Origin of the sequence: Leyella lascolaii (assembly GCF_900079775.1) — a bacterium.
Taxonomy (GTDB): domain Bacteria; phylum Bacteroidota; class Bacteroidia; order Bacteroidales; family Bacteroidaceae; genus Prevotella; species Prevotella lascolaii.
Map to the genome: position 1 here is coordinate 242,068 of NZ_LT556050.1, position 23,585 is coordinate 265,652.

The 23,585-nt window shown below is 51.8% G+C and carries 17 protein-coding genes and 1 tRNA gene; 11 read left to right on the forward strand and 7 right to left on the reverse strand.

The features are described from left to right. Positions 1 to 62 precede the first annotated feature (62 nt). From BN4609_RS13420 to BN4609_RS13435, 4 genes are all read left to right on the forward strand, one after another. A complete protein-coding gene (locus tag BN4609_RS13420) occupies positions 63 to 653 on the forward strand; it encodes an SPOR domain-containing protein (protein ID WP_068857126.1) in 591 nt (196 codons plus the stop codon). Positions 654 to 709: 56 nt separating this feature from the next. Then, positions 710 to 1,303 carry a GTP cyclohydrolase I FolE gene (gene folE / locus BN4609_RS13425; protein ID WP_021992723.1) on the forward strand — a complete coding sequence of 198 codons (594 nt, stop codon included), beginning with the start codon at positions 710 to 712 and terminating at the stop codon, positions 1,301 to 1,303. Between the two features lie 71 nt (positions 1,304 to 1,374). Beyond that, complete coding sequence (locus BN4609_RS13430) at positions 1,375 to 2,052, forward strand: DUF4840 domain-containing protein (RefSeq protein WP_084791641.1); 678 nt, start codon at positions 1,375 to 1,377, stop codon at positions 2,050 to 2,052. 3 nt (positions 2,053 to 2,055) lie between these two features. After that, the gene (locus tag BN4609_RS13435) at positions 2,056 to 2,805 is read left to right on the forward strand and encodes an exodeoxyribonuclease III (protein WP_068857128.1); all 750 of its coding nucleotides are present in this window, start codon (positions 2,056 to 2,058) and stop codon (positions 2,803 to 2,805) included. Between the two features lie 244 nt (positions 2,806 to 3,049). Here BN4609_RS13435 and BN4609_RS13440 read toward each other — a convergent pair whose 3' ends face one another. The 5 genes from BN4609_RS13440 to BN4609_RS13460 form a co-directional block, all read right to left on the reverse strand. Then, the gene (locus BN4609_RS13440) at positions 3,050 to 4,246 is read right to left on the reverse strand and encodes a beta-1,2-mannosidase (protein ID WP_068857129.1); all 1,197 of its coding nucleotides are present in this window, start codon (positions 4,244 to 4,246) and stop codon (positions 3,050 to 3,052) included. Positions 4,247 to 5,009: 763 nt separating this feature from the next. After that, positions 5,010 to 5,507 carry a DUF4251 domain-containing protein gene (locus tag BN4609_RS13445; RefSeq protein ID WP_068857130.1) on the reverse strand — a complete coding sequence of 166 codons (498 nt, stop codon included), beginning with the start codon at positions 5,505 to 5,507 and terminating at the stop codon, positions 5,010 to 5,012. Positions 5,508 to 5,768: 261 nt separating this feature from the next. After that, positions 5,769 to 7,316, reverse strand: coding sequence for an HNH endonuclease signature motif containing protein (locus tag BN4609_RS13450; RefSeq protein ID WP_068857131.1), 1,548 nt, complete (start codon positions 7,314 to 7,316; stop codon positions 5,769 to 5,771). A 339-nt stretch (positions 7,317 to 7,655) separates the two neighbouring features. Then, positions 7,656 to 9,299 (reverse strand): glycoside hydrolase family 76 protein, encoded by a 1,644-nt coding sequence (locus tag BN4609_RS13455; RefSeq protein ID WP_068857132.1) that lies wholly within the window; start codon positions 9,297 to 9,299, stop codon positions 7,656 to 7,658. Between the two features lie 104 nt (positions 9,300 to 9,403). Next, positions 9,404 to 9,477: transfer RNA gene (locus BN4609_RS13460), tRNA-Pro, on the reverse strand. A gap of 315 nt (positions 9,478 to 9,792) precedes the next feature. Between BN4609_RS13460 and BN4609_RS16650 the strand changes: the two genes are divergently transcribed. The 7 genes from BN4609_RS16650 to tsaE all read left to right on the forward strand — a co-directional run bounded on the left by BN4609_RS16650 (position 9,793) and on the right by tsaE (position 18,347). Continuing rightward, positions 9,793 to 9,960 carry a hypothetical protein gene (locus tag BN4609_RS16650; RefSeq protein ID WP_164071696.1) on the forward strand — a complete coding sequence of 56 codons (168 nt, stop codon included), beginning with the start codon at positions 9,793 to 9,795 and terminating at the stop codon, positions 9,958 to 9,960. 380 nt (positions 9,961 to 10,340) lie between these two features. After that, on the forward strand, positions 10,341 to 11,591 hold the full coding sequence (gene aroA, locus BN4609_RS13465) for a 3-phosphoshikimate 1-carboxyvinyltransferase (RefSeq protein WP_068857133.1): 1,251 nt from the start codon (positions 10,341 to 10,343) through the stop codon (positions 11,589 to 11,591). Between the two features lie 10 nt (positions 11,592 to 11,601). After that, the gene (locus tag BN4609_RS13470) at positions 11,602 to 11,997 is read left to right on the forward strand and encodes a hypothetical protein (protein WP_068857134.1); all 396 of its coding nucleotides are present in this window, start codon (positions 11,602 to 11,604) and stop codon (positions 11,995 to 11,997) included. Continuing rightward, positions 11,984 to 12,814, forward strand: coding sequence for a metal ABC transporter permease (locus BN4609_RS13475; RefSeq protein ID WP_068857135.1), 831 nt, complete (start codon positions 11,984 to 11,986; stop codon positions 12,812 to 12,814). The genes BN4609_RS13470 and BN4609_RS13475 overlap by 14 nt, the downstream gene beginning before the upstream one ends. Further along, entirely contained in the window at positions 12,795 to 16,283 is a 3,489-nt protein-coding gene (porW, locus tag BN4609_RS13480; RefSeq protein WP_084791645.1) for a type IX secretion system periplasmic lipoprotein PorW/SprE, read from the forward strand. Before BN4609_RS13475 ends, porW begins: the two co-directional genes overlap by 20 nt. 82 nt (positions 16,284 to 16,365) lie before the next feature. Next, entirely contained in the window at positions 16,366 to 17,922 is a 1,557-nt protein-coding gene (gene porX, locus BN4609_RS13485; RefSeq protein ID WP_068857287.1) for a T9SS response regulator signal transducer PorX, read from the forward strand. Positions 17,923 to 17,933: 11 nt separating this feature from the next. After that, positions 17,934 to 18,347, forward strand: coding sequence for a tRNA (adenosine(37)-N6)-threonylcarbamoyltransferase complex ATPase subunit type 1 TsaE (gene tsaE, locus BN4609_RS13490; protein WP_021993264.1), 414 nt, complete (start codon positions 17,934 to 17,936; stop codon positions 18,345 to 18,347). Positions 18,348 to 19,354: 1,007 nt separating this feature from the next. Here the strand turns inward: tsaE and trxA are convergent. Both trxA and dnaE read right to left on the reverse strand, forming a co-directional pair. After that, the gene (gene trxA, locus BN4609_RS13495) at positions 19,355 to 19,672 is read right to left on the reverse strand and encodes a thioredoxin (RefSeq protein WP_021993265.1); all 318 of its coding nucleotides are present in this window, start codon (positions 19,670 to 19,672) and stop codon (positions 19,355 to 19,357) included. Positions 19,673 to 19,752: 80 nt separating this feature from the next. Then, a complete protein-coding gene (gene dnaE / locus BN4609_RS13500) occupies positions 19,753 to 23,475 on the reverse strand; it encodes a DNA polymerase III subunit alpha (RefSeq protein WP_068857137.1) in 3,723 nt (1,240 codons plus the stop codon). Positions 23,476 to 23,585 lie beyond the last annotated feature (110 nt).

Genomic DNA, 23,585 nt, shown 5'->3' on the forward strand with positions numbered 1-23,585 from the left:
CAGGCGGACCGGCATGGCACGACAATGCCGGTCCGCCATTATAACAAACTCATAAAGACAACATGAAACGATTCGTCATAATCCTTACTCTTGCACTTGCGGCGACAGCTCAGGGCAACGCACAGAACTATATGCAGCATCTGAAGGAGAAAAACAACGGTCAGGGCAACGTAACGGTGACACAAAGCAAAGAGATTGACGAATTGGTGAACAATGCCAACACACTCTCCGCCAGCACGCCGGCAACGACAACAAAAGTCAACAGGCAGAAAGACAGCAGCCGGCATCAGTTGAAAGTCACTCCGGAAGAAGCCACACACGACACCAAGGAAGACACGGAAAGCCCTGCGGTAGACACCCGCAAGAAGGTAATGCGCAAAAGCTACAAGGTGGACGGATACAGAGTGCAGGTGTTCGCAGGAGGCAACTCGAGAAACGACAAGATAAAAGCACAGCGCACAGGAAACGACATCAAGCAGTCATTCCCGGAACTTCCGGTCTACGTGCACTTCTATTCGCCGAGATGGATATGCCGCGTGGGCAACTTCAGGACATTTGAAGAAGCAAACAACATTCTGCATCAGATACAGGAGATGGGCTACAAACAGGCATGTATCGTAAGCGGAAAGATTACCGTTCCCATAACTCAGTAACTTCTTAATGTCGTATATACGGCGGCGACAGACATATACGAGAAACATATAAAATAATGAATCCCGAAACAGAATACCGCGAGGGACTCGAAGAACTCGCGGAAAACTACAAGAACATACTGCAACTTCTCGGTGAGGACACAGCCCGCGAAGGTCTGCAGAAAACACCTATGCGGGTGGCAAAAGCCATGCAGGTGCTCACGAGAGGATATACGCAGGACCCTCATAAAGTGCTTACAGACGCACTGTTTGAAGAAAAATACAACCAGATGGTGATTGTCAAGGACATCGACTTCTTCTCCATGTGCGAGCACCACATGCTCCCCTTCTACGGAAAGGCGCACGTGGCATACATTCCAAACGGATATATCACCGGACTGAGCAAGATAGCCAGGGTGGTGGACATATACAGTCACAGGCTCCAGGTGCAGGAAAGACTCACGCAACAGATAAAGGACTGCATACAGAACACGCTGCACCCGCTCGGCGTAATGGTGGTTGTCGAGGCAAAACACATGTGCATGCAGATGCGCGGAGTGGAAAAACAGAACTCCATAACAACGACAAGCGACTTCAGCGGAGCGTTCAGACAGGCAAAGACAAGAGAGGAGTTCATGAACCTGCTGAGGGGAGAATCAAAAAAAATATGATATCCCATGCAAGGATAAAGACATTCTTACATTATTATATTGTATAACAATATGAAAATTAAACAAACAACATGAAAAAGCTAAAATCAATTACCGTTGCACTCGCATTGTCCGTCGCGACTGTTTTCTCTGTTTCTTCGTGCCTCGATTCCGGCAACGGCGGCACGCAATACCCGCAAATGTCGCTCAGCGACTCAATAGAAGCCGTGAACAACGCAATCGGTTCCTTCACAGGAAAGCTGTATTATATCAACCCGACAAAGACCACTTCAAACAGAGAGGACTCCGTTGACGTGAAGTGGAGAATATCAAAAGAGACAATGACAAGAGGAGGCATGACCATAGAGAACTTCCCTATCAAGCCTCTGGCTCTTTATGTCACCAACATGACAAGCATGGTGAAGTCGAAAGAAATACTCGAGGCTGCTCCGGAACAGATATACACAACAAGTCTGATTCCTTACCTCAAGCTCGAGGTCTCAAACTCATCCTACTTCCAATACTCCATTCTTCCCAAGAAGAAAGAGCTGGAGTTCTCGGTCGACTACGCCGGTTCGGCACACAGGGTAAAGGTTATCTTCGCCGAATACATAACCGATGCGTCAGGCTACTATTACTATCCTGTAGCATACAAAAGGGAGAAGCTCTTCCAGGGCAACATCATAATAAACAAAGTAACAGTAGACGGCGTGGAGCATAGCGTAGGTACTGTCTTTGGAATAAAGGGACACTTGACAACCGCCGGATAAGCTATGAGATTCATTTCTTGGAATGTAAACGGCCTGAGGGCATGCATAACAAAGGGCTTTGAAGACTCTTTCAAAGCCCTTGACGCTGATTTCTTCTGCCTTCAGGAGACCAAACTGCAGGCTGGACAGACCGATCTGAAGTTTGAAGGATACGATTCTTACTGGAACTATGCGGACAAAAAGGGATACTCGGGGACAGCTGTTTTCACAAAGCACAAGCCTTTGGGAGTAAGCTACGGCATCGGTATTGACGAGCACGACCATGAGGGACGCGTCATCACTCTTGAGATGGACGACTTCTTTCTCGTCACTGTCTACACACCGAACTCACAGGACGGACTGCGCAGACTCGAATACCGGATGAAGTGGGAAGACGATTTCCTTGCCTACATAAAGGCACTTGACGAAAGGAAACCTGTTATAATATGCGGCGATCTGAACGTGGCGCATGAGGAAATAGACCTGAAGAATCCCAAGACAAACAGGATGAACGCCGGCTTCACCGACCAGGAGAGAGAGAAGATGACGGTCTTTCTCAACAGCGGTTTCACCGATACGTTCAGAGACAAATACCCCGACACGGTGAAATATTCATGGTGGTCTTACCGCTTCAAGGCTCGCGAGAAGAACGCCGGATGGCGTATCGACTACTTCCTCATATCAGACAGGATGAAAGAACGCATGTGCGACGCTCTCATACACAACGATATCTTCGGAAGCGACCATTGCCCCGTTGAGCTGACAATAAAGTAATCGGAAGGCGGAAAAGGCTTTTCCGTCGGACAACAGACATACTGACATGATGCGGCGGACCTGTTTATGTTCATTCATAACAGGTCCGCCGCATATTTTTATTTGTTCTTCTATCGTATTGTCCGTCACTCACAGCAATGCGTCAATGGAATCCATGGAAAACGACTGACGCTTTTCCGGAGTACAGGAATGCATGTTCCGGTGTCTGACTCACACCTGACAGACAACCGGAACACCCGACACACTACTCTGATATGCCGGAAGTGACACCCTTGACAGGGTCGCCGTAGCCCGAGCGCGAAGCCGGATCGTAAACCGCGACACCGACCATCGAGTCGGCACAACCGTAATACAGGAACCACTTCGAGCGGTGATAGACAAGTCCTTCTATGAATACCGTGCCGGCGGCATACTGCCCGCTCTTCTCAAAATCGGTCATAGGACGGAAGAAAGGCTTGTCAAGCCGGTCGAGATACTTCAACGGCTCGTCCTTGTCGAAGAGCATCTGACCTGCCGCGTAGGTGTTTGACGGATAGTCGGTATCACCAACCTTCCCACCGGCATTCTTACCGTTATAGAACAGAACAATGCCTTTTGACGTGAGAACAGCCGGCGGTCCGCACTCAGTAAGCATACTGTCGAAATATCCCTTACGCGGTTCGGCGAGCTTGATGAGATTTCCGTCCGCATCGGTATACGGCGTCCAGTCCACCAGATTGTCGGACGTGGCTGCGCAAACCCACTGCTCTCCCCAATACATGAGATACTTCATCTTACCTCCAACTGACACTTTCGCAGCCACCTGACTGCCGTTTCTTACCTCAGTAAGTATCGAGCCCGACTTGCAGGCAAAGTCCGCATATCTCCCGTCCAATGCGTGCAGGAATGCCGGACCGTGCTTTTTCCATGTCCTCAAATCGCGGGACGTGGCGATGGAAAGCCTCGGTTTGTCATGGTTCCACGATGTGTATGTCATCACATAAAGCGTCTTTCCATCCACAACAGCGGCGACAACGCGCGGGTCCTCACACCCTCCGTCCCACTCATAAGTGCGGGACACCTGTGTCGTATCAGGATACATCACAGGCAGAGGCTCCCTTTTGTCGATATGCAGACCGTCCGCCGACTCCACAAGACCTATTCTTGAGGTGCGCCCGCCGATGCCTGCCGCAGGATTGTCCTCGGCACGATAAAGCACAAAAATACTCCCGTCCTTCACCACTGCCGCCGGATTGAACGTGTCGGCAAGTTCCCATTTCACATCAGCCGACTTCATCGGACAATGAAAAACACTCTCCGGCTTGGGTGTGATGAGCGGATTCACACCCTCGGGACGTGCGAAACCGCCGAACGCCCAGTCCGGCAACGGATTGTCATTACCTGCGTATGCCGCAGTGCACGCGGCGATAAGGCAAGCCACAAACAACAGTTTTCGTCTCATTCTTCAATTTATTTAGTTAATAAGTAGCTGTTCAAAATTAACCGATATTATAAAATCACTCATATGTATATATATCTTTGTCATCATCCTGTGCCCTCTTCAGTGCTTCATTCCAAACTCTCATCGGTCGTGTAGCCCGCTACACTCCCTCTTCGGACTTTGAAATGCAGCTACTGAACAGCACACAATATGATGGCAATTAATTTAGAACATCTACTTTAAAATAATCAAGTTAACACACACAAATATAACAACTGTCACGCTGAATAATTATCATTGTGACGCCACTTTAACTTTTTTTATGTCTCAAAAAATCAGGATGAGGCACTTTTCTCACGAAAGATGCCTCATCCTTTTTCCTAATCCATAATGTTTGGAGTATATTTATACCAAATTGAGAGAGATTGACAGTGTCGGAAGAATGCCTCCCCTGACCCATGTTCCGCAAACGCGCGGCAGGCGGGAAATGCGCTTTCTTCGTTCCGACAGTGCAAATTTATACTTTTAAATTGTAATACACACTATTTTTTAATGTTATTTCAGAATTAAATTTGTGCCTCATTTCAATTGTAACGAGCATCATCTCTTTTAAATTGAAACACAACATCAGACCGCAATATAACGTCAATATGTAAGTCAGACAAATATGCACACCCTTACACCATACCGCTACAGTGTCATTATGACAATCATAGCAACTCATGCAAAACGACATGTCATCCACAGAGCGACACCGACTTACGAATCATAACAGCCCACGCTGTCAGTTACCCATATCCATCTCACCGTCGAAAGCGACCGACTCACGCGACGAGGGGAAAACATCCAGCGTGGCATGCCCGTCATCACCGACATACAGCATATACCGGTATCTGTCCTCAGAGTTTACCACCACGATGTCTATCTTCGTCCCCTTACCGTCAGTAGAACGCGATTCCCTGTACTGCTGCACCACTCCGTCGAAGTCAAGACCGTCTCCGCCTCCGTACGGAACATTATATGCCCTGCCCACATAAGGCAGACACGAATAAATGGAGTCGCCGGAGATATGCAGGTAATAGCCTCCGTTGAGATACCTCGTGGGGACACGCCGTGGGCGGATATGAGTCATGTCGATGGTGTAATAACGGTCGTCAAGAGCCTTTCTCACACTCTGCGCCGTCAGCGCAAGCTCCTGTCTGCGCTGTTCCTCCGTCGTGCGGCTTGCGGCGCAAGCCATCATCGACAGTACGGCAATTATAAAACAAACAGTCTTTTTCATTTCAATGATGATATAAAATTCAAACGTCAGACACCCAGCCATCACGTGTCATGAAACCGCAATGCGGAATATCTCACGGCTAATATAGCACAATTATCATTCCGAAAGACACGTCATTAGCAATATTTATCAATAAATCACATATTTATATCAGTCCTACGGGCATTTCATATCGGTCACACAGTCATATAAAAAACATGCCGCGAAGGGTCCGTACACGACAGACCGCCCCGCGGCATTTCACCAGACTATTTACTGTTATTACCTTACGACATACTTTCTGCCGTCTATTATATAGATGCCCTTAGGCAATCCTTTGAGCGCCGAAGCACGTGACACACCGTCGCGCACCATCACTCCGGTGATGCCATAAACACGCACGGCATCCGTGTTGCCGTCCGCCGTCACCTTGCCGAGCCCGGTTGTCGTCGTGCTACGGTACAGAGCGACAGGCTTCTGTGCATTGGTGTAGCAGGCAAAACGTGGAGACGAAGCGTTATAATATATTATACGTCCGCTCTCCGCCTTGTTTTCTATCATCGCGTTGCCGCCGCTGAACGTTATGTCCCAACACTCGTTGTCTCCCGCAACGCTCACCACCGAGTAGAGCTTGTTCTTTGAACCGCTGTACGAAAGATAAGTACCGTCGTTCGCGTCGCGCAGAGTCCATGCTCCGGAAGTGCCTCCGAGTGTGAACGCATGCACGCTCTTAGCATCCTCATCACCAACGACGACCTTACCGTTGGTGACAGTCACCTCAGCATAACTCCTTATATCATCGTTCTGCTCACCCATTGTCCTTGAGGCATCCGTGCCCTCCTGCTCATACACAATAAGATATTTGCTACCGGCAAGCAGTCCGTCCGCAGACGTGATTTTCTCATACACGGCACCCGTAGGCGTAGGATCTGGATCGGGGTCCGGGTCTGGTTCAGGATCCGGATCAGGTTCCGGCACAGGCGTACCCTCCGGTTCCACGTAGTTGTCATAGCTGAAAAGCATGTCCTTCATCGTGCCCCACACATACTGCTCCAGTCCCGGATAATCCACAAACGGGTTGCGGTTGTGCTGTATGCCGTACACGGCGTTGTTGCGGTCAATCTCCTTCTGGCTCACAGGGTCTTCCTCCGCCCATCGCAGGAGCATGTCAAGAGCCCATTTAGTGTATGCCGGATAGCTGTTGCCGGCAAGCATATCGCAGTTCCAATAGGCTATCTTGTCCTCATAGCATGTAGCCATATAGAAGTAGATACGTGCGAAGTCGCCCTTGTATTCATCGTTCGGTTCGAACACAATACCGTTATATCCGGACACCGTGCTTTTCCCGAGCTTGCTGAATCCGCCTGCCGACTGCCACCTATCTCCATCTGTCTCACCGAAAGGATTGTTGCTTCTGCGTCCGTTCACATATCCGTCTGCGGGCACAAGATGCACAAGGTCAGTATACATGGGAGAAGCGTCGTCAAACCAGCTTTTGGGGAACGAGTGCTCGCGGTTGTACACGTCGCCCTCTACCTTGTAGCCTCCTGCCTGGTCAACACCGAAAGTATAGTTCGTGATACTCGAATACATGTCCCACACCTTACCGTCGCTGCGCTTGTCGGTAGTCTTGAAATCCTCCCACAACTGATTGTAAGAGCGTTGCGTATGATTCTTTATCACAGACCAGAGCGCGGTCTTCAGCTCACTGCCTTTCTTGCCGTCAGCCTGCCGGTAGTAAGTTCCGCTGTTGCCGGGTCCCTGTGCGAACATTCTCACAAGCATGAACATGGCAGCAGCAAACACGATGTTTCTCTTTCTGATATTCATATCTGTATATGTTAAGTTGATTGTCCGTTATTCTGAAAGAATGCAGACTACAAAGTTAGTCATTAAAAAAACATCGTGCAAACGTTTGTTCTTATTTATGAGAAAGTTTTGAATAAACAGCCAATATACAATACAAACAGTCGAAACAAAGTCTCTTCGGAAACGCCGGCAGCCGCATTCAACGTCATAATAAAGATAATGAACGCGCGCACGCGCATACATATAATAAAAGCGGGACATGCCTCACGCACATCCCGCCATAACTTAACCCCGCCTCAACATGTAATGCCGACCTCTGTCAAAACATTGCTCGTCGCTGCGGGACAGACTAAAATAACTTTATTTAACAAAGTGTTTCTCTCCGTCAACGACATAAATGCCGCTTCTCAATCCATCAAGTGCTTTATCTTTGGAGACATTGCTGCGCACCTGACTTCCGTCAATCGAGTATACATTGACATTCTTCCCAGCAGTCTCCACATTAAAATTTTTGATGTCGGTGGTCTCGTCCTTCGTCATGATATACTGCACGAGCTTGGCATACTCAGCCGCGTACGCCGCCTGATGGAACGCTTTTGTCTTTGTGTTCTGTTCCCATCCGCCGAGCAGGTTGTTCGGAAGGAATCCGTCCTTCAGATAGTTCTCATACGCATAGTCGAGGTTATCCTGGAAGTTCTCGCATCCTCTTTTCGCGTAGTTATCGAGTGCTCCGAGGCGGTTTTTGAACTCTGCGTAAGGCACGGCGTCGACATATGCGCGCAGCAGAACGTTGTTGAACCATGCGTTGAATCCGTTAAGCGTGTCGCTGTCGTACGGGAACGGGAAATAGTTTTCGCCGTCGATGGTCTTCCGTGTACCCCGGAAGTGCTCATAAGAGTCGGTAGCTATCTCCTTCGCCTCGTTGAGATAATACTCGTCTCCGGTAGCAAGATAAAGGTCGACCGCACCACACAGCATCGTTCCGGTGTTGTATGTGTACTGCCTTCCGCCCGGTCCGCCGATGTCGACATGCTTGCGGTATGTCACACCGTCCACCTCCTCATACTGTATCTCTCCTATAACGCCGCCGCACATGTCGTGGAAGCATCCCGTGTTACTGTCGTAGAGATGTTCCTTCTGCCATGCGTACACCTTCTTGGCATAGTCGAGATAGTACTCATACTTGTTCACTGTCTTGGACGAACGAGTGTTGTCCTTGTTCACATAATAATATGTCGTTGTCTCATCAGAGCCTTTGTAAAGCTCCGCCATCCACACCAGCGGCGAGATAACCGGTGAGTTGCTGCATGCGTGCTTGGAGTTGTAGCCGGGTCCCCATGTTATTCCGCCATACTCCTCACCGCGCGAATCCACGCACACATCCCATCCGTCGAGTATGTACTCGATGAGATATTCGGCACGGGTCTTATATCCTTCCATGCCCGTATTCTTATAGGCGCGGATGAACTCGCGCGCAAGCCACATCTGGTCGTCGTACACATTCTCTATGCCTGTGACCGTAGCCTCACCCGGACGCGACCCGCGGTGAACTCCGTAGATGTCCATCCAGTCTTCTGTGCGGGCATATGAAACAAGCTTGTATGAACCTGCGTAATATCTGATTGACCTGTAAAGATCGTTCAGGAGGTTGACATATCTCTCGCGGTCGAGCTCGTAGAACTCCGGAGCCTCTTCCTTCAGTTCGTCTATTCCCTCTATGATGGAGTTCACAGCCTCCATCACGGCAGTGTAGGGCCACACATCAGACGTACCGTTCTCGCGCGCATGACGGTTGAGGTCGTACACGTCCTTCATCTCCATCTTAGCACCCGAACCGATGAAACACTTCGAGATAACCCCGTCAACGAGTGCCATCGAACGCTCGAGATTGCGTGCGGCAAGGGTGGTCTGTTCGTCGCGACCGCCGTTTTCTTCTGATGCCGGCGCAGCCGAAGCATTCAACGCGAACGTCGAGACAAACATTGCAAATAACAGTTTCTTCATTGTGATAAGTTTTTTTTAGTCATCCTCCGTTATGCCAAGCAACAAAGCGGAGATGAGTATGTTTAAGGAAAAATGAATAATAAGCCGATTTGATAAAACAAAAGTCGGGATGACTGGACTCGAACCAGCGACCACACGCCCCCCAGACGTGTACGCTAACCAACTGCGCTACATCCCGTTTTTCCAAAAGCGATGCAAAGTTAATGATTTTTATTTGTAATATGCAAACATGAGGAGAGAAATACCGCAGGTTTAACTAATTTTTACAATCGTTCCACGCGCCTTGTTCCACCCTGCCGCCATAGCCCGACAGAAATCAAATCACCACGCCATGACACGCCGTGACAGTCTCCACACGCCTGTGCCTGTGCCGCCGCGAAATGCATGAATATGCAATTCGGACAGTAAAAAATATTGACAAAAGAAATCTGCAAAACAGAAACGGCAGAACGGAAATGTCTGAATGAAACCGGAATACATACGAGTCAGGACTGTGGAAAAACGTTTATCACTATGCGGAAGACACCGTTTCGCACTGCCGGAATGCGCTTTCCGCACATCAGGAGAGGCTGTGTCATCGTGCGGAAAAGGCTCTTCCGCATCCCCGAAAAGGCTCTTTCGCGAGGCTGGAAAAGCCACATGGCGCGACAGAAAAGGCTAACCCGCTGTATGACAAAAGGTTACAAAAACAGCCCAAAACTCGCGTATTTGCGTCAGAACACGCGCTTGTCAGCAACGACGGCACTCTCGCGGAGTTGACGCAGACACAATATGAATATATATTCACATTCTGCGCATATTCATGCAGACGCCCTACGGGTTTTCGGGAACGCCCGTAGCGCACACTCCTCCGGCAGCATCCTCACGCATACGGACGGCAGACGGTGAGCCGGGATGCGCACGGAGGGCAAAGGAAATGGGCTCTCACGCTTTTTTATAAATGCAAACACATGTCATACATCGTTAATGTTTTTTGGCGGAAAAAATATTTTAGTTACCTTTGTACCTAAAGAAGCAGCAACTCTTCAAAACATAAACAATATGCAATACCACATATCAGCACCCACAAAAATAGACACTACCATAGCACTGCCGGCATCAAAGAGCATCAGCAACCGTGCTATGATAATACACGCCCTGTCGGGAGGCAGCACTCTGCCCGACAATCTCTCCGACTGCGACGACACCGAGGTGATACGCCACGCGCTGGAACACAGTCCGCAGACCGTAGACATCAAGGCGGCAGGCACCGCCATGAGGTTTCTCACGGCATACTTCGCCGCTACCCCGTGCGAGCACACCATCACCGGAACGGAACGCATGAAGCAACGCCCCATAGGACCGCTCGTGGACGCGCTGCGCTTTCTCGGAGCCGACATAGAGTATCTTGAGGAGGAAGGATTCCCCCCACTCCACATAAAGGGGAGGCAGCTCGACGGCGGACACGTGGAGATACCGGGCGACGTGAGCTCGCAATACATCTCGGCACTGCTCATGATAGGACCGGCACTGAAGAACGGACTGGAACTGAAAATGACCGGAGAGATAGTGTCGAGACCATACATAGAACTGACATTGTGGATGATGCGCGAGTTCGGAGCGGAAGCCGACTGGAGCGAGGCAGACACCGTCAGCGTAAGACCGAAGCCCTACACCCGGCGCGCATACACCATAGAGAGCGACTGGAGCTCGGCGTCCTACTGGTATGAGATGCTCGCGCTGTGCGGCGACAGCGAGTCGTCAATACGCCTCACCGGACTATACGACGGCTCGAAGCAGGGCGACTCGGTAGTGAAATACATCTTCTCGCTGCTCGGCATAAAGACAGTGTTCGAGTCGAAGGAGGAAGGCTGCCCCACGACAGTCACTCTGAGAAAGACTCCATGCATGCTGCCGAGGCTCGACTACGACTTCATCAGCTCGCCCGACCTGGCGCAGACGGTGGTCGTGACGTGCGTCATGCTCGACATACCGTTCCGCTTCACCGGACTGGCAAGCCTTAGAATAAAGGAGACCGACCGCATAGAGGCGCTCAAGGCTGAGCTCCGCAAGTTCGGCATCGCGCTCACCGACGAGAACCGCGACACGCTTTGCTGGGAGGGAGAACGCTGCGAGCCGTCCGCTCCGGTGTTCGAAACATACGAAGACCACCGCATGGCACTGTCGCTGGCACCGGCTTGTCTGATGGCGGGCGACATTTACATAAACAACCCCGAAGTGGTGTCAAAATCATATCCACGCTACTGGGACGACCTGCGCAAGGCAGGATTCATCATAAACGAAAGACCATAAACACACAGACATGTCCTTACTTTGGATAACAATTACAGGCATCCTGCTGCTCGTGGCGGCACTGGTATGGAACCGGATAAGCCCCGGCAGGACATCAGACAGCGGCAATGCCGCCCCGTCTTGCGCCACATGCGACGGAGTATCAGCCAAATGCGAGCAGGAATGCATGATGGAAGCCGCGACAAAAGAGATAGAATACTTTGACGACGAGGAGCTTGACACGTTTGCCGGAAGGCAGTCAGACAGCTACGACCAGCAGGAAGTGGAGCAGTTCAGCGACGTGTTGCACACCATGAGACAGGACGAGGTGCAGGCATGGTGGCGCAGTCTCACGCTGCGCGGCATATCCCTTCCCGACGAACTGAAGGACGAAGTGATAATGCTTATAGACGATGGACATTCTTGAATACGGCTTTTTCAGGAACGCGCTCATAGGTGCGGCGCTCGCAAGCATAGTGTGCGGACTCGTCGGCACATACATCGTCACGCGCCGCCTAACGTTCATAAGCGGCGGCATCACGCACGCCTCGTTCGGAGGGATAGGCATAGGCGTGTTCCTTGGCGTCAGTCCCATACTCTCGGCAATGGTATTCTCGGTGCTCAGCGCGTTCGGCATACAGTGGCTGTCAAGCCGCGGCAATGTGCGCGAAGACTCGGCTATAGCCGTGTTCTGGGCTTTGGGCATGAGCGTGGGCATACTGTTCTGCTTTCTCGCTCCGGGCTTCGTGCCCGACCTGCCGTCGTTCCTCTTCGGCAGCATACTCACCATCGAGAGCGGCAACCTGTGGCTGCTGGCAGCCCTCTGCGTCATAACGCTGTTTCTCTTCACAGCCTACTACCGCATAATAGTAAGCACGGCGTTCGACCCGGAGTTCGCCCGCTCGCAGCGGCTTCCCGTGAGTCTCGTCGAGTATACCATGATGGCGCTCATCGCCATGACCATTGTCTCGACGTTGCGCATGGTGGGCATAGTGCTCGCCATGAGCATGCTGACCATTCCGCAGATGACAGCCAATCTCTTCACATACAGTTTCGGACGCATCGCGGCATACAGCATTCTCATCGGATGCGCTGGTTGCATGGCGGGGCTCGCGCTGTCCTACTGGCTCAACGTGCCGTCTGGAGCGTCGATTATTTTTGTCAGTATCATCATTTATTGCATATGCAAGGCAATAAAATACGCACTCAAGCAGTTAAATAAGAGTGAGACATCGCAACGCTAAATACTTCTCCATACTCGTGGCAGCCCTCGGGCTGATGACAATCGCAGCATGCTCTACGCAGAAGAACACCGCGAAGAGCAGGTGGTGGCATGCCTTCAACGCCAGATACAACACCTATTACAACGGGGCGCAGGCATACATCGAGGGCTCGCTGGAGAAGGAACAGGGCAACCGCGACAACTTCACGGAGATGATACCGCTCTACACCGTGGGCAACAAAAACAGCCGCGAGCTTGGCAAAAGCAATTTCGACAGGGCGATAGAGAAATGCCAGAAGGCCATAAAACTGCACAGCATAAAGCGCAAGCCTGTGTGGACGAAGAACAGGCGAAAGACAGAGAAAGACCTTGAATGGCTCGGACGGAAGGAGTATAATCCCTTCCTCTGGAAGGCATGGCTGCTCATGGGACGCTCGCAGTTCAACAAAGGCGACTTCGACGAGGCTGCCTCCACATTCTCATACATGAGCCGTCTCTACCAGACACAGCCCGCCATATACGGCAAGGCGAGGGCGTGGCTTGCCAAATGCTACCTTGAAGAGGGATGGATATACGATGCCGAAGACGTGATACGCAACATGCAGCGCGACTCCATACACTGGCAGGCACGCAAGGAATGGGACTACACCTACGCCAGCTACTACATACACACAGGCGACTACGCCAAAGCAATACCTTATCTCCGCAAGGTGATAAAGCACGAGATGCGAAGCAAGCAGCGCGCAAGGGAATGGTATCTCATGGGACAGCTGCACAGCGCGCTCGGCAACAAGGCTGAGGCGATGAAGGCTTACAAGAGGGTGATAAGACAGAACCCGCCGTATGAGGTGGAGTTCAACGCCCGCATAGCGATGACGGAGGTGATGTCAGGCAGCCAGTCGAAGAAGATGATAAAGCGGCTGAGGCGCATGGCGTCGTCAGACAAGAACAAGGATTACCTGGATCAGGTGTACTATGCCATCGGAAACATATATCTGACACAGAAAGACACGCTCAACGCCATCATTGCATACGAAAAGGGAAACAGCGGATCGACACGAAACGGCATAGAGAAAGGTGTGCTCCTGCTGAAGCTCGGCGGTCTTTATTGGGAGCGCGAACGCTACAGCGACGCGCAGCGGTGCTACGGCGAGGCGATAGGTCTGCTCGACAAGGAGCGCAAGGACTATGAGGAACTGTCGCGGCGGTCGAAGGTCCTCGACGAGCTCGTGCCTTACACAGACGCCGTACACCTGCAGGACTCGCTTCAGGCACTGGCAAAGATGGGCGAGAAAGAGCGCAATGAGGCGATTGACCGTGTGATAGAGGAACTGAAGAAAAAGGAGAAGGAGGAGCAGGACAGGCTGGCGGAGCAGAACGCGCAGAACGTGATAGCGCAGAACGGAGGCAACGCCGGAAACACCGGCAACGCCAACCGGCAGAACCAAAGACCGGGCAACAAGAGCTCGGTGTGGTATTTCTACAACCAGATGGCTGTGAACCAAGGCAAGGCGGAGTTCCAGAAGATATGGGGAAAGAGGGAAAACGTGGACAACTGGCAGCGTGTCAACAAGACCGTCGTGGCGTTTGACACACCGCAGGAGATGACCGAAGAGCAGCTCGACTCCATCGCCAGGGCGGAAGCTTTGGCAGACTCGCTCGAGCAGGTAACCGACAGCGCGCAGAACGATCCGCACAAACGGGAATACTATCTCAAACAGATTCCGTTCACGGAGGAACAGGTCCAGGCAAGCAACCTTATAATAATGGACGGTCTGTACAACTCCGGAGTGATATTCAAGGACAAGCTCGACAACCTGCCGCTGAGCGAGAAGGCTCTCCGACGCATCACCGACAGCTATCCGGAATATGAGAACATGGCAGACGTTTTCTATCATCTGTTCCTACTCTATTCGAGAATGGGAGAGCCGCAGACGGCAGAGACGTATGTGGAAAAGCTCAGACAGAGCTATCCGGAAAGCCCGTGGACGACATTGCTCACCGACCCTTACTTTGCTGAAAACGCGAAGTTCGGCGAGCACATAGAGGATTCCATCTACGCGGCGACGTATGACGCCTTCAAGGCAGACCGTCTGCAGGAGGTGGCGGCGAACCTTAAGATATCCGAGACACGCTTCCCGCTCGGGGCGAACCGCGACAAGTTCATATTCATAGGCGGTCTCGGAAAACTCAACAACGGCGATGCGGAAGGATGCGTGACCGACATGAACATGCTCGTGGAAAAGTTCCCGCAAAGCGAGCTGAGCAATCTCGCCGGAATGATAGTCAACGGTGTCAAGGCTGGACGGAGGATATACGGAGGCAAGTTCGACATGAGCAACGTGTGGGAACGGCGCACGGAGACAATGGCTCCCGCCGACTCCACCGCAGAGAAAACGCTTTCGAACGAACGCAACACCGACTTCCTCTTCATCTTCGCATACAGTCCGGACTCCGTGGATGAGAACAGGCTGCTCTACGAACTGGCAAAATACAACTTCACAAGCTACATGGTGCGCAACTTCGACATAGTAATCGAGCCGATGGAGGGCATCAACAGAATGACGGTATCGGGCTTCAGAAACTACGACGAGGCTCTGCAATATGCGCGGCAGCTGTATGGACAGCAGAACATAATACGTCAGGCAGCGCACAGCCGCACAATAATCATAAGCAAGACAAACCTTCCGCTGCTCGGGACAAAATACAGTTACGACGACTACGACAAGTTCTACAACAAGCACTTCGCACCGCTCAAGGTGAGCACTCTGCACCTGCTGACAGAACCGACGGAGATAACGACCGTGAGAAGGAAGGACAACGGTATGACGCCGGAGGAGATAGACCGTCTGCTCGACAACGGTACGTTCATTGACAACGGTCTTGACGTGGAACCTGCCGAAACCGGAACAATAGTCGCACCGGAGGAAACGGCGCCTGAGAAAGACGACGGCGGAACTGTGATACCTGCCGAGGGCACAAATGATGAAAGCGACGCTCAGGGCGGAACGACAATAGTTCCCGAGCCGGAAACGCCCGTACAGCCGGAGAAGAAGCCCGAAACCGTGGATGAAGGCGTGACTGTCAGTCCGGCTGCAGACAAGGAGAAGGAAGACAGGAAGGACGAAGCCGTGCGGCAAGAGCACACGGTGAGTCCTGCTCCGGGCAAGACGGAAGACGTGAAGAAAGACGTAATGACCGAGCCGGACGACTCTATAATAATACCTCTGGAGGAGCTCAAGGACGACAGCACACAGAAAGAGAAGCCGAAAGAGGAGCCGAAACAGCCTCTGAAGAAGGAGGACGAGGGCGGCAAGACCACTCCAAAGGAACAGCAGGAGGAAGACAGCGGACAGGAGAAGAAGCAGCCCGCGGAGCAGCTCGAGGAAGAGTTCTACTTCGACGACACCCCTCAGGACACCGGCAACAAGCGGAAGAAAGACGTTCCTGACGTGACAGACGACGAATATTACGACCTTGAAGGCTTCTGAGAAGACTTGCGGCTGCACCGCCGGACAGCCTCCGCCACACAGCCGGAGACACGACAACACAAACAGACAAAACATCAGACATATGACAAACGGTTTGCTATTATGGGTGGATGATGAGATTGAGCTGCTCAAGGCACACATCATCTTCCTCGAGAAAAAGGGCTATGAAGTGGTCACCGTGAGCAATGGCACCGACGCGATAGACCGATGCCGGCAGACCACATTCGACCTTATACTGCTCGACGAGATGATGCCCGGACTGACAGGACTCGAGACTCTGCAGCAGATAAAGGAGATATCGCCTGCGACACCGGTGGTGATGGTGACCAAAAGCGAGGAAGAGAACATCATGGACCAGGCTATAGGCTCGAAGATTGCCGACTATCTCATAAAGCCGGTGAACCCGAACCAGATTCTGCTGACACTGAAAAAGAACATACACAAGAAGCAGATAGTGACCGAAGTGACGCAGAGCAGCTATCAGCAGAACTTCGGCAACATAGCCATGCAGATAATGGAGAGCCGCACATACAACGACTGGACTGACATATACAGGCGGCTCGTGCACTGGGAACTGGAGCTGAGCAGCACCAGCAGCTCCATGACAGAGACACTGCAGATGCAGAAGGAGGAGGCTAACATAGGATTCTCCAAATATGTGAAAAACAACTATATGGACTGGATGTCGCCCTCCGGCGACACGGAACGGCCGCTCATGAGTCCTGACATATTCAAGAAGAAGGTGTTCCCGTTGCTCAACGAAGGCGAGAAAGTGTTTCTCATAGTGATAGACAACTTCAGATATGACCAGTGGCGGGTCATCGCACAGGAGGTGGGAGACATGTTCGACATCGACGAGGACATGTATATGAGCATCCTGCCCACAGCCACCCAATATGCGCGCAACGCCATATTCAGCGGTCTGATGCCGAGCAGGATAGCCGAGATGTTCCCCGATCTGTGGGTGGACGAGGACGAGGATGAAGGCAAGAACCTCAACGAGGAGCCGCTGATAAGGACACAGATAGAACGGTTCAGGCGTCACGACACCTTCAGCTATCACAAGATAAACGGCACGGCTGGCGGTGAGAAGATAGTGGAACGGCTGAACGAACTGCTCAGAAACGACCTCAACGTGATAGTGGTGAACTTCATCGACATGCTCTCACACGCACGCACGGAGTCGAAGATGGTGAGAGAGCTCGCCAACACCGAGTCAGCCTACCGCAGCATAACGCTGAGCTGGTTCAGACACTCGGTGATGAGCGAACTGCTGAAAAGGCTGTCTGAGACAGGATGCAAGGTGATAATAACCACCGACCACGGCAGTATAAGGGCTTCGAAAGCCGTAAAGATTGTGGGCGACCGCAACACCAACACCAACCTGCGTTACAAACTGGGCAAGAATCTGAACTTCAACGCCAAGGACGTATTCGTGATAAAAGACCCGAGGAAGGCTCATCTGCCGGCTCCCAACCTGAGTACCGCATACGTGTTCGCCACAGGCAACTCCTTCTTCGCCTATCCCAACAACTACAACTACTACGTGTCCTACTACAAGAATACGTTCCAGCACGGCGGCATATCCATGGAGGAGATGCTCGTTCCGCTGATAACGCTTACTTCAAGAAAACGATAAAAAACAAAGATATGGAAATAAGAATCAACTCACTCGACCAGATAGATGCCGCCGCAGAACAGTTTGCGGCTTGCATGAAAGACTCTAAAGTGTTCGCCTTCTACGGCAAGATGGGCGCGGGAAAGACCACATTCATCAAGGCTCTGTGCGAGCACATGGGCGTAAAGGATGTCATCACCTCGCCCACATTCGCCATAGTGAACGAGTATGAGTCGGAAACGACAGGCGGACAGATATTCCACTTCGACTTCTACCGCATAAAGAAGCTCGAGGAGGTGTACGACCTCGGATATGAGGAATATTTCTACGGCGGGGCTTACTGCTTCATAGAGTGGCCCGAACTGATAGAGGACCTGCTGCCGGAGAATGCGGTAAAGGTGACAATAAAGGAAAACGCGGACGGCAGCCGATCCGTGACGATGTAATACTCATACATCTGCGAGGATATTGAAAAGAAACGGCTGCAGCGGGACATAACGCCCGACGACTTGTGCCCACGCACAGACATACACCCGACTTCATGCGCGCCTGCCGACAAGGAGGGCGCGCATGATGTGTCTTATAGCCGCAATGATACCAATAATAACGAAAAACGTAAGACTGACAACATGTCACCTACAGGATGACGCGCACACATCTGTCACATCGCGGCAGACGAAAGTGAGCGCTTTAAGGAAAAAACGAAAACCAGCGATGCGACTTTTTGTCATATATGACACGTATGTCCGGACACCGGACAATGAACGGTAACGCACCGTGAAAAATGCTTTCACTGCTCCGTAAGCACTTGGCTAAACGCATATTTATGCAGAAACGGAAGTAAAAAATATTGACAGAATATTTTCGCAAAACAGAAACGGGAAACCGACTGTGACGGCTTCACGGCATGCCCAAAACGCTTCTCAGACGTCACAGGATGCCGTCCGTACCGCCATCCGGTGGAATTTCCACGACAGGACGCGCACTTCAGTGATATGGAAAAGCACGTTCTGCCACTCAAAAAGGACTCTTCCACGACACAGGAAAGCCCGTTCGGCAGCACGAAAGAGGCTCTTCCGCATCACCGGAAAGGCTTGTCTGCGGCACCGGAAAAGCCAACCTGCTGTGCGTCAGCGCATTACGCAAGTGCCTCAAAAACCGCGTATTTGCAGCCGGATGGTCTCGTGCGCGCGCAGACGGCAGTATTGCAGGCTTACTGCTGCATATTTATGCATCAGCGGTCGGAACACCGTATATTTATGCAAACGCATTCATGCGCGCATGACTGTCATACTGCCGCATGCCGGGCATTGTAAGTACGACGCACGGTATGACATGTGTGCCGCACCGACCGCACCATGTCATGCCGCCGCCCGACACCTCCACAAACGAAAAAAGGCATGCTCCGGCAAAACCGGAACATGCCATGCATTTCACATATCTTCTCTTGTCATTACTTCAGAAGAGCGTCGAACTTCTCCTGGAGGACAGCTTTTGTGGTGGCACCAACAAACTTGTCGACAAGCTCTCCGTTCTTGAAGAAGAGCAGAGTCGGGATTGTACGCACGCCGAAATCGGACGCCAACTCGTCGTTTTCCTCCACATCACACTTTCCTACGACTATTTTACCGTCGTAGTCTTCGGCGAGTTCCGAAATAACAGGCGAAAGCATACGGCACGGTCCGCACCATGTAGCCCACAGGTCAACAACCAAAGGCAGTCCGCCATTCTTATAACTCTCAAAATTCTCAGTCGTAATCTTAACTTCCATTTGCTTATATTGATTTGATGTTATTACTATATGATGACATGTCTTGTCATATTACACACTGTGCAAAGACCATGCCATTTTCAGTTCAAAGTATATGTCAGTGCCGGACAGCTCTCGAGGTATGATATGAGAGAGGCGTTGATGTCCACCTCATTGCCCCTGCTCACGAGCAGGACATCCCTCTTGTGCTCCGCGTCATACATCTGGAAAAAGAGCGGAACCCTGCCCGGATTGCTTCTGATGACAGTCGCAAGGTCGGTCATCTGCGTGTCGTCGAGCACCGAAGTGTTCACCGCTATGGTGAGCTTCTCTATGTATTTGTCCTTCACATCGTTGAGAAAGTCGACGCTCTGTATGCGTATGTCGAACAATTCGGAGTTGTCGCGGAACCGCGGTACGCACTTGGCGGTGACATAAACCGTGTATCCTTCCTTGAACATATGCTGCCATTTAGCCCACTCGTCGTTGAAAAGCGCAAGCTCGCCCGGACCCTCATAATCCTCTATCGTCACAAATCCGAACGGCTTGTTGGTTCTCGACGACCAGCGCGACACCACTCCCGTGACGATGCCTCCGAACGTCATGGAAGACAGTCTGGACAGTTTTTTCTTGTCGGCGTCGCGTCCCACGTCCGCGCAATGCAGGTTGCACATCTTGCGCAACACCACCGAATAGTCGTCGAGCGGATGGGCTGATAGATATATTCCCACGAGATCGCGCTCCTTGTTGAGCTTCTCTATGGTGCTCCACGGCTCAGCCTGAGGCACCTGAGGCTTTGCGATGTCCACCGAGTCGAACCCTCCGAAGAGCGAGTTGCGCGCCTGCAACATCTCCATCTGGTAGAGCTGGCCGTAGCGCACGAGCGTGTCGAGGAACATCTCTCCCCTTGTCGTCACCCCGAAATACTGCTCCCGCTTTATGCCGAAACTGTCGAATCCGCCGCTCAGTGCGAGACTTTCGAATGCCTTACGGTTTACTGCCGAGAGATTGACCCGCTGCGCGAAGTCGTAGATGTCTTTGTAGGGACCGTTCTTCTCACGCTCTTCTATGATGGCTTGAGCGGCAGAATCGCCCATGCCTTTCACCGCCGCAAGACCGAAACGCACCTCTCCCTTCTTGTTGGCACTGAACTTGTGGCGGCTCTCATTGACGTCCGGACCGAGACACTTTATACCCATCGCCTGACACTCGCTCATGAGTTTGGTTATCTTTCCGATGTCGTTGAGACACCGGCTCATGTTTCCAGCCATGAACTCAGCCGGATAGTGCGCCTTGAGATATGCCGTCTGGTATGCCACCCATGAGTAGCACGTGGCGTGACTCTTGTTGAACGCATAAGAAGCGAACTTCTCCCAGTCTGCCCATATCTTCTCGAGCACCTTCGGGTCGTGCCCGTTAGCCTTTCCACCCTCGATGAACTTGGGTTTCATCTTGTCCACAATGTCCTTCTTCTTCTTACCCATCGCCTTACGCAGAGCGTCGCTCTCGCCTCGCGTGAAGTTGGCGAGCTGTCGGGAGAGAAGCATGACCTGCTCCTGATAGACGGTGATGCCGTAGGTGTCCTTGAGGTATTTCTCCATGCAGGGGATGTCGTATTTTATCTCCTCCTGCCCGTTCTTACGCCTGATGAACTGCGGTATGTAGTCCATAGGACCGGGACGGTAGAGGGCGTTCATGGCTATGAGGTCCTCAAAGACGGTGGGTTTGAGCTCGCGCAGATACTTCTGCATGCCGGCGGACTCAAACTGGAATGTGCCCACAGTGCGTCCTTCCTGATACAGCTTGTATGTCAGCTCGTCGTCGATGGGTATGTTGTCGAGGTCCACCTCCACCCCTCGCGTAATCTTTATGTTATCTACGGTCTCCTTGAGTATCGACAGTGTGCTCAGTCCGAGGAAGTCCATCTTTATCAGTCCGGTCTCTTCTATCACATGTCCGTCATACTGTGTGGTCAGCAGTTTGTGTCCGGGGTCTGCCTTGTCTTCCGCTGTGCTCACCGGAACCCAGTCGCTTATGGCGTCGCGACAGATAATAGTGCCGCACGCATGTATGCCCGTGCCACGCACGGTTCCCTCGAGCATTCTGGCGTAACGTATGGTGTTGCTCATCTGCGGGTCGGCGCTCGCCTCAGCCTCACGCAGTTCCGGCACCGCCTTTATGGCGTTGGGCAGGTTCATTTTCATACCGTCCGGCAGACGGTCGGGTATCGCCTTGCACAGACGGTTTGATATGTCGAGCGGCAGTTTCTCCACACGTGCGACGTCCTTTATGGAGTTCTTGGTAGCCATTGTGCCGTATGTGATGATGTGCGCCACCTTGTCGTGCCCGTACTTGTCCTCCACCCACTCGAGCACACGGCCTCTTCCGTCATCGTCGAAGTCGGTATCTATATCAGGCAAAGAGATTCGGTCAGGATTCAGGAAACGCTCGAACAGCAGGTCATATTTTATAGGATCAATCTTGGTGATGCCAAGACAGTACGCCACGACCGACCCGGCAGCCGAGCCACGACCCGGTCCCACGAGCACGCCGAGCTCGTTTCGGGCGGCGTTGATGAAGTCCTGCACGATGAGGAAGTATCCCGGGAAGCCCATCGTCTTCATGATGTGGAGCTCGAACTTCACTCTTTCAGCCACCTCATCGGGTATCGGGTCGCCATACAGACGCCTCGCTCCGTCGTACGCGAGCTTCGCAAGATAGTCAGCTTCGAACTTTATCCGGTATATCTTCTCTATGCCTCCGAGGTGCTTTATCTTCTTGTCGGCTTCCTCCTTAGGCAACGGATTCTCCCCGTTCTCATCGGTAGTGAACTCCTCATACAGCTGTTGCTCAGTGTATTTACGCCTTATGTCGTCCTCCGTTCCGAACTCGGCAGGGATGGGGAAGAACGGCATGATGGGGTCGTGGTCAATGCTGTACATCTCAACCTTGTCGAGAATCTCCAGCGTGTTTGCCATAACCTGTGGCAAATCACCGAACACCGTGTTCATCTCAGCCCTCGTCTTGAACCACTCCTGCTTCGAGTATAGCATACGTTTCGGGTCGTCCAGATCCTTGCCTGTGGCAAGACAGAGCAGGTGGTCGTGCGCTTCGGCGTTGTCCTGGTCCACGAAATGCGCGTCGTTGGTGCACACCAGCTTCACTCCATACTCTCCGGCAAGCTCCATCATAGCCTTGTTCGCCTTCTGCTGGAGCGGGAACGTCTCCCTGTTAGCCCTTATATTTGGGTCCTTCACCTCGTGTCTCTGCAGCTCAAGATAATAATCGTCGCCGAAGACACGTTTGTGCCACTCTATCGCCTCGCGCGCTCCGGCGATGTCGCCTTTAAGTATCTTCGACGGGACTTCGCCCGCTATACACGCCGAACAGACGATAAGGTCCTCGTGATAACGCTCGAGGTCGGCTCTGTCCGTACGAGGACGCATGTAATAACCGTCCACCCATGCGCGCGAGACAAGCTTTATGAGGTTCTTGTATCCGTTATAGTTTTTCGCGAGAACGATGAGATGATATCCGCTCATGTCGCCCATCTCCTTCACCTTGTCCTCTTTCCGGCGTCGTGCGACATACATCTCGCAGCCCAGGATTGGCTTGAAAAGCTCCTTGCCTTCCGCCTTCCGCTTTTTGTTTACACCCTTGCAATAATTATAGAATTCCTTTATTCCGAACATGTTGCCATGGTCTGTTATCGCCATGCCCCTCATCCCGTCTCCCACAGCCTTGTCTACGAGGCGCTGGATGCTGGACTGTCCGTCGAGAATAGAGTAATAAGTATGAACGTGCAGATGTACGAAATCTTCCATTTTCAAGCATAATTAGATTTCAAAGTTACCACTTTAAAACAACACCGCCAAAAGAATGACATGAAAAATTTGCCCAATCTTCAAAAAACAACTATCTTTGCAGAAAGATA

What these genes read in the sequence shown, in the direction of transcription:
- BN4609_RS13420 (WP_068857126.1), top strand. Translation starts at nt 63, where the DNA reads ATGAAACGATTCGTCATAATCCTTACTCTTGCACTTGCGGCGACAGCT.
- folE (WP_021992723.1), top strand. Translation starts at nt 710, where the DNA reads ATGAATCCCGAAACAGAATACCGCGAGGGACTCGAAGAACTCGCGGAA.
- BN4609_RS13430 (WP_084791641.1), top strand. Translation starts at nt 1,375, where the DNA reads ATGAAAAAGCTAAAATCAATTACCGTTGCACTCGCATTGTCCGTCGCG.
- BN4609_RS13435 (WP_068857128.1), top strand. Translation starts at nt 2,056, where the DNA reads ATGAGATTCATTTCTTGGAATGTAAACGGCCTGAGGGCATGCATAACA.
- BN4609_RS13440 (WP_068857129.1), bottom strand. Translation starts at nt 4,246, where the DNA reads ATGAGACGAAAACTGTTGTTTGTGGCTTGCCTTATCGCCGCGTGCACT.
- BN4609_RS13445 (WP_068857130.1), bottom strand. Translation starts at nt 5,507, where the DNA reads ATGAAAAAGACTGTTTGTTTTATAATTGCCGTACTGTCGATGATGGCT.
- BN4609_RS13450 (WP_068857131.1), bottom strand. Translation starts at nt 7,316, where the DNA reads ATGAATATCAGAAAGAGAAACATCGTGTTTGCTGCTGCCATGTTCATG.
- BN4609_RS13455 (WP_068857132.1), bottom strand. Translation starts at nt 9,299, where the DNA reads ATGAAGAAACTGTTATTTGCAATGTTTGTCTCGACGTTCGCGTTGAAT.
- aroA (WP_068857133.1), top strand. Translation starts at nt 10,341, where the DNA reads ATGCAATACCACATATCAGCACCCACAAAAATAGACACTACCATAGCA.
- BN4609_RS13470 (WP_068857134.1), top strand. Translation starts at nt 11,602, where the DNA reads ATGTCCTTACTTTGGATAACAATTACAGGCATCCTGCTGCTCGTGGCG.
- BN4609_RS13475 (WP_068857135.1), top strand. Translation starts at nt 11,984, where the DNA reads ATGGACATTCTTGAATACGGCTTTTTCAGGAACGCGCTCATAGGTGCG.
- porX (WP_068857287.1), top strand. Translation starts at nt 16,366, where the DNA reads ATGACAAACGGTTTGCTATTATGGGTGGATGATGAGATTGAGCTGCTC.
- tsaE (WP_021993264.1), top strand. Translation starts at nt 17,934, where the DNA reads ATGGAAATAAGAATCAACTCACTCGACCAGATAGATGCCGCCGCAGAA.
- trxA (WP_021993265.1), bottom strand. Translation starts at nt 19,672, where the DNA reads ATGGAAGTTAAGATTACGACTGAGAATTTTGAGAGTTATAAGAATGGC.
- dnaE (WP_068857137.1), bottom strand. Translation starts at nt 23,475, where the DNA reads ATGGAAGATTTCGTACATCTGCACGTTCATACTTATTACTCTATTCTC.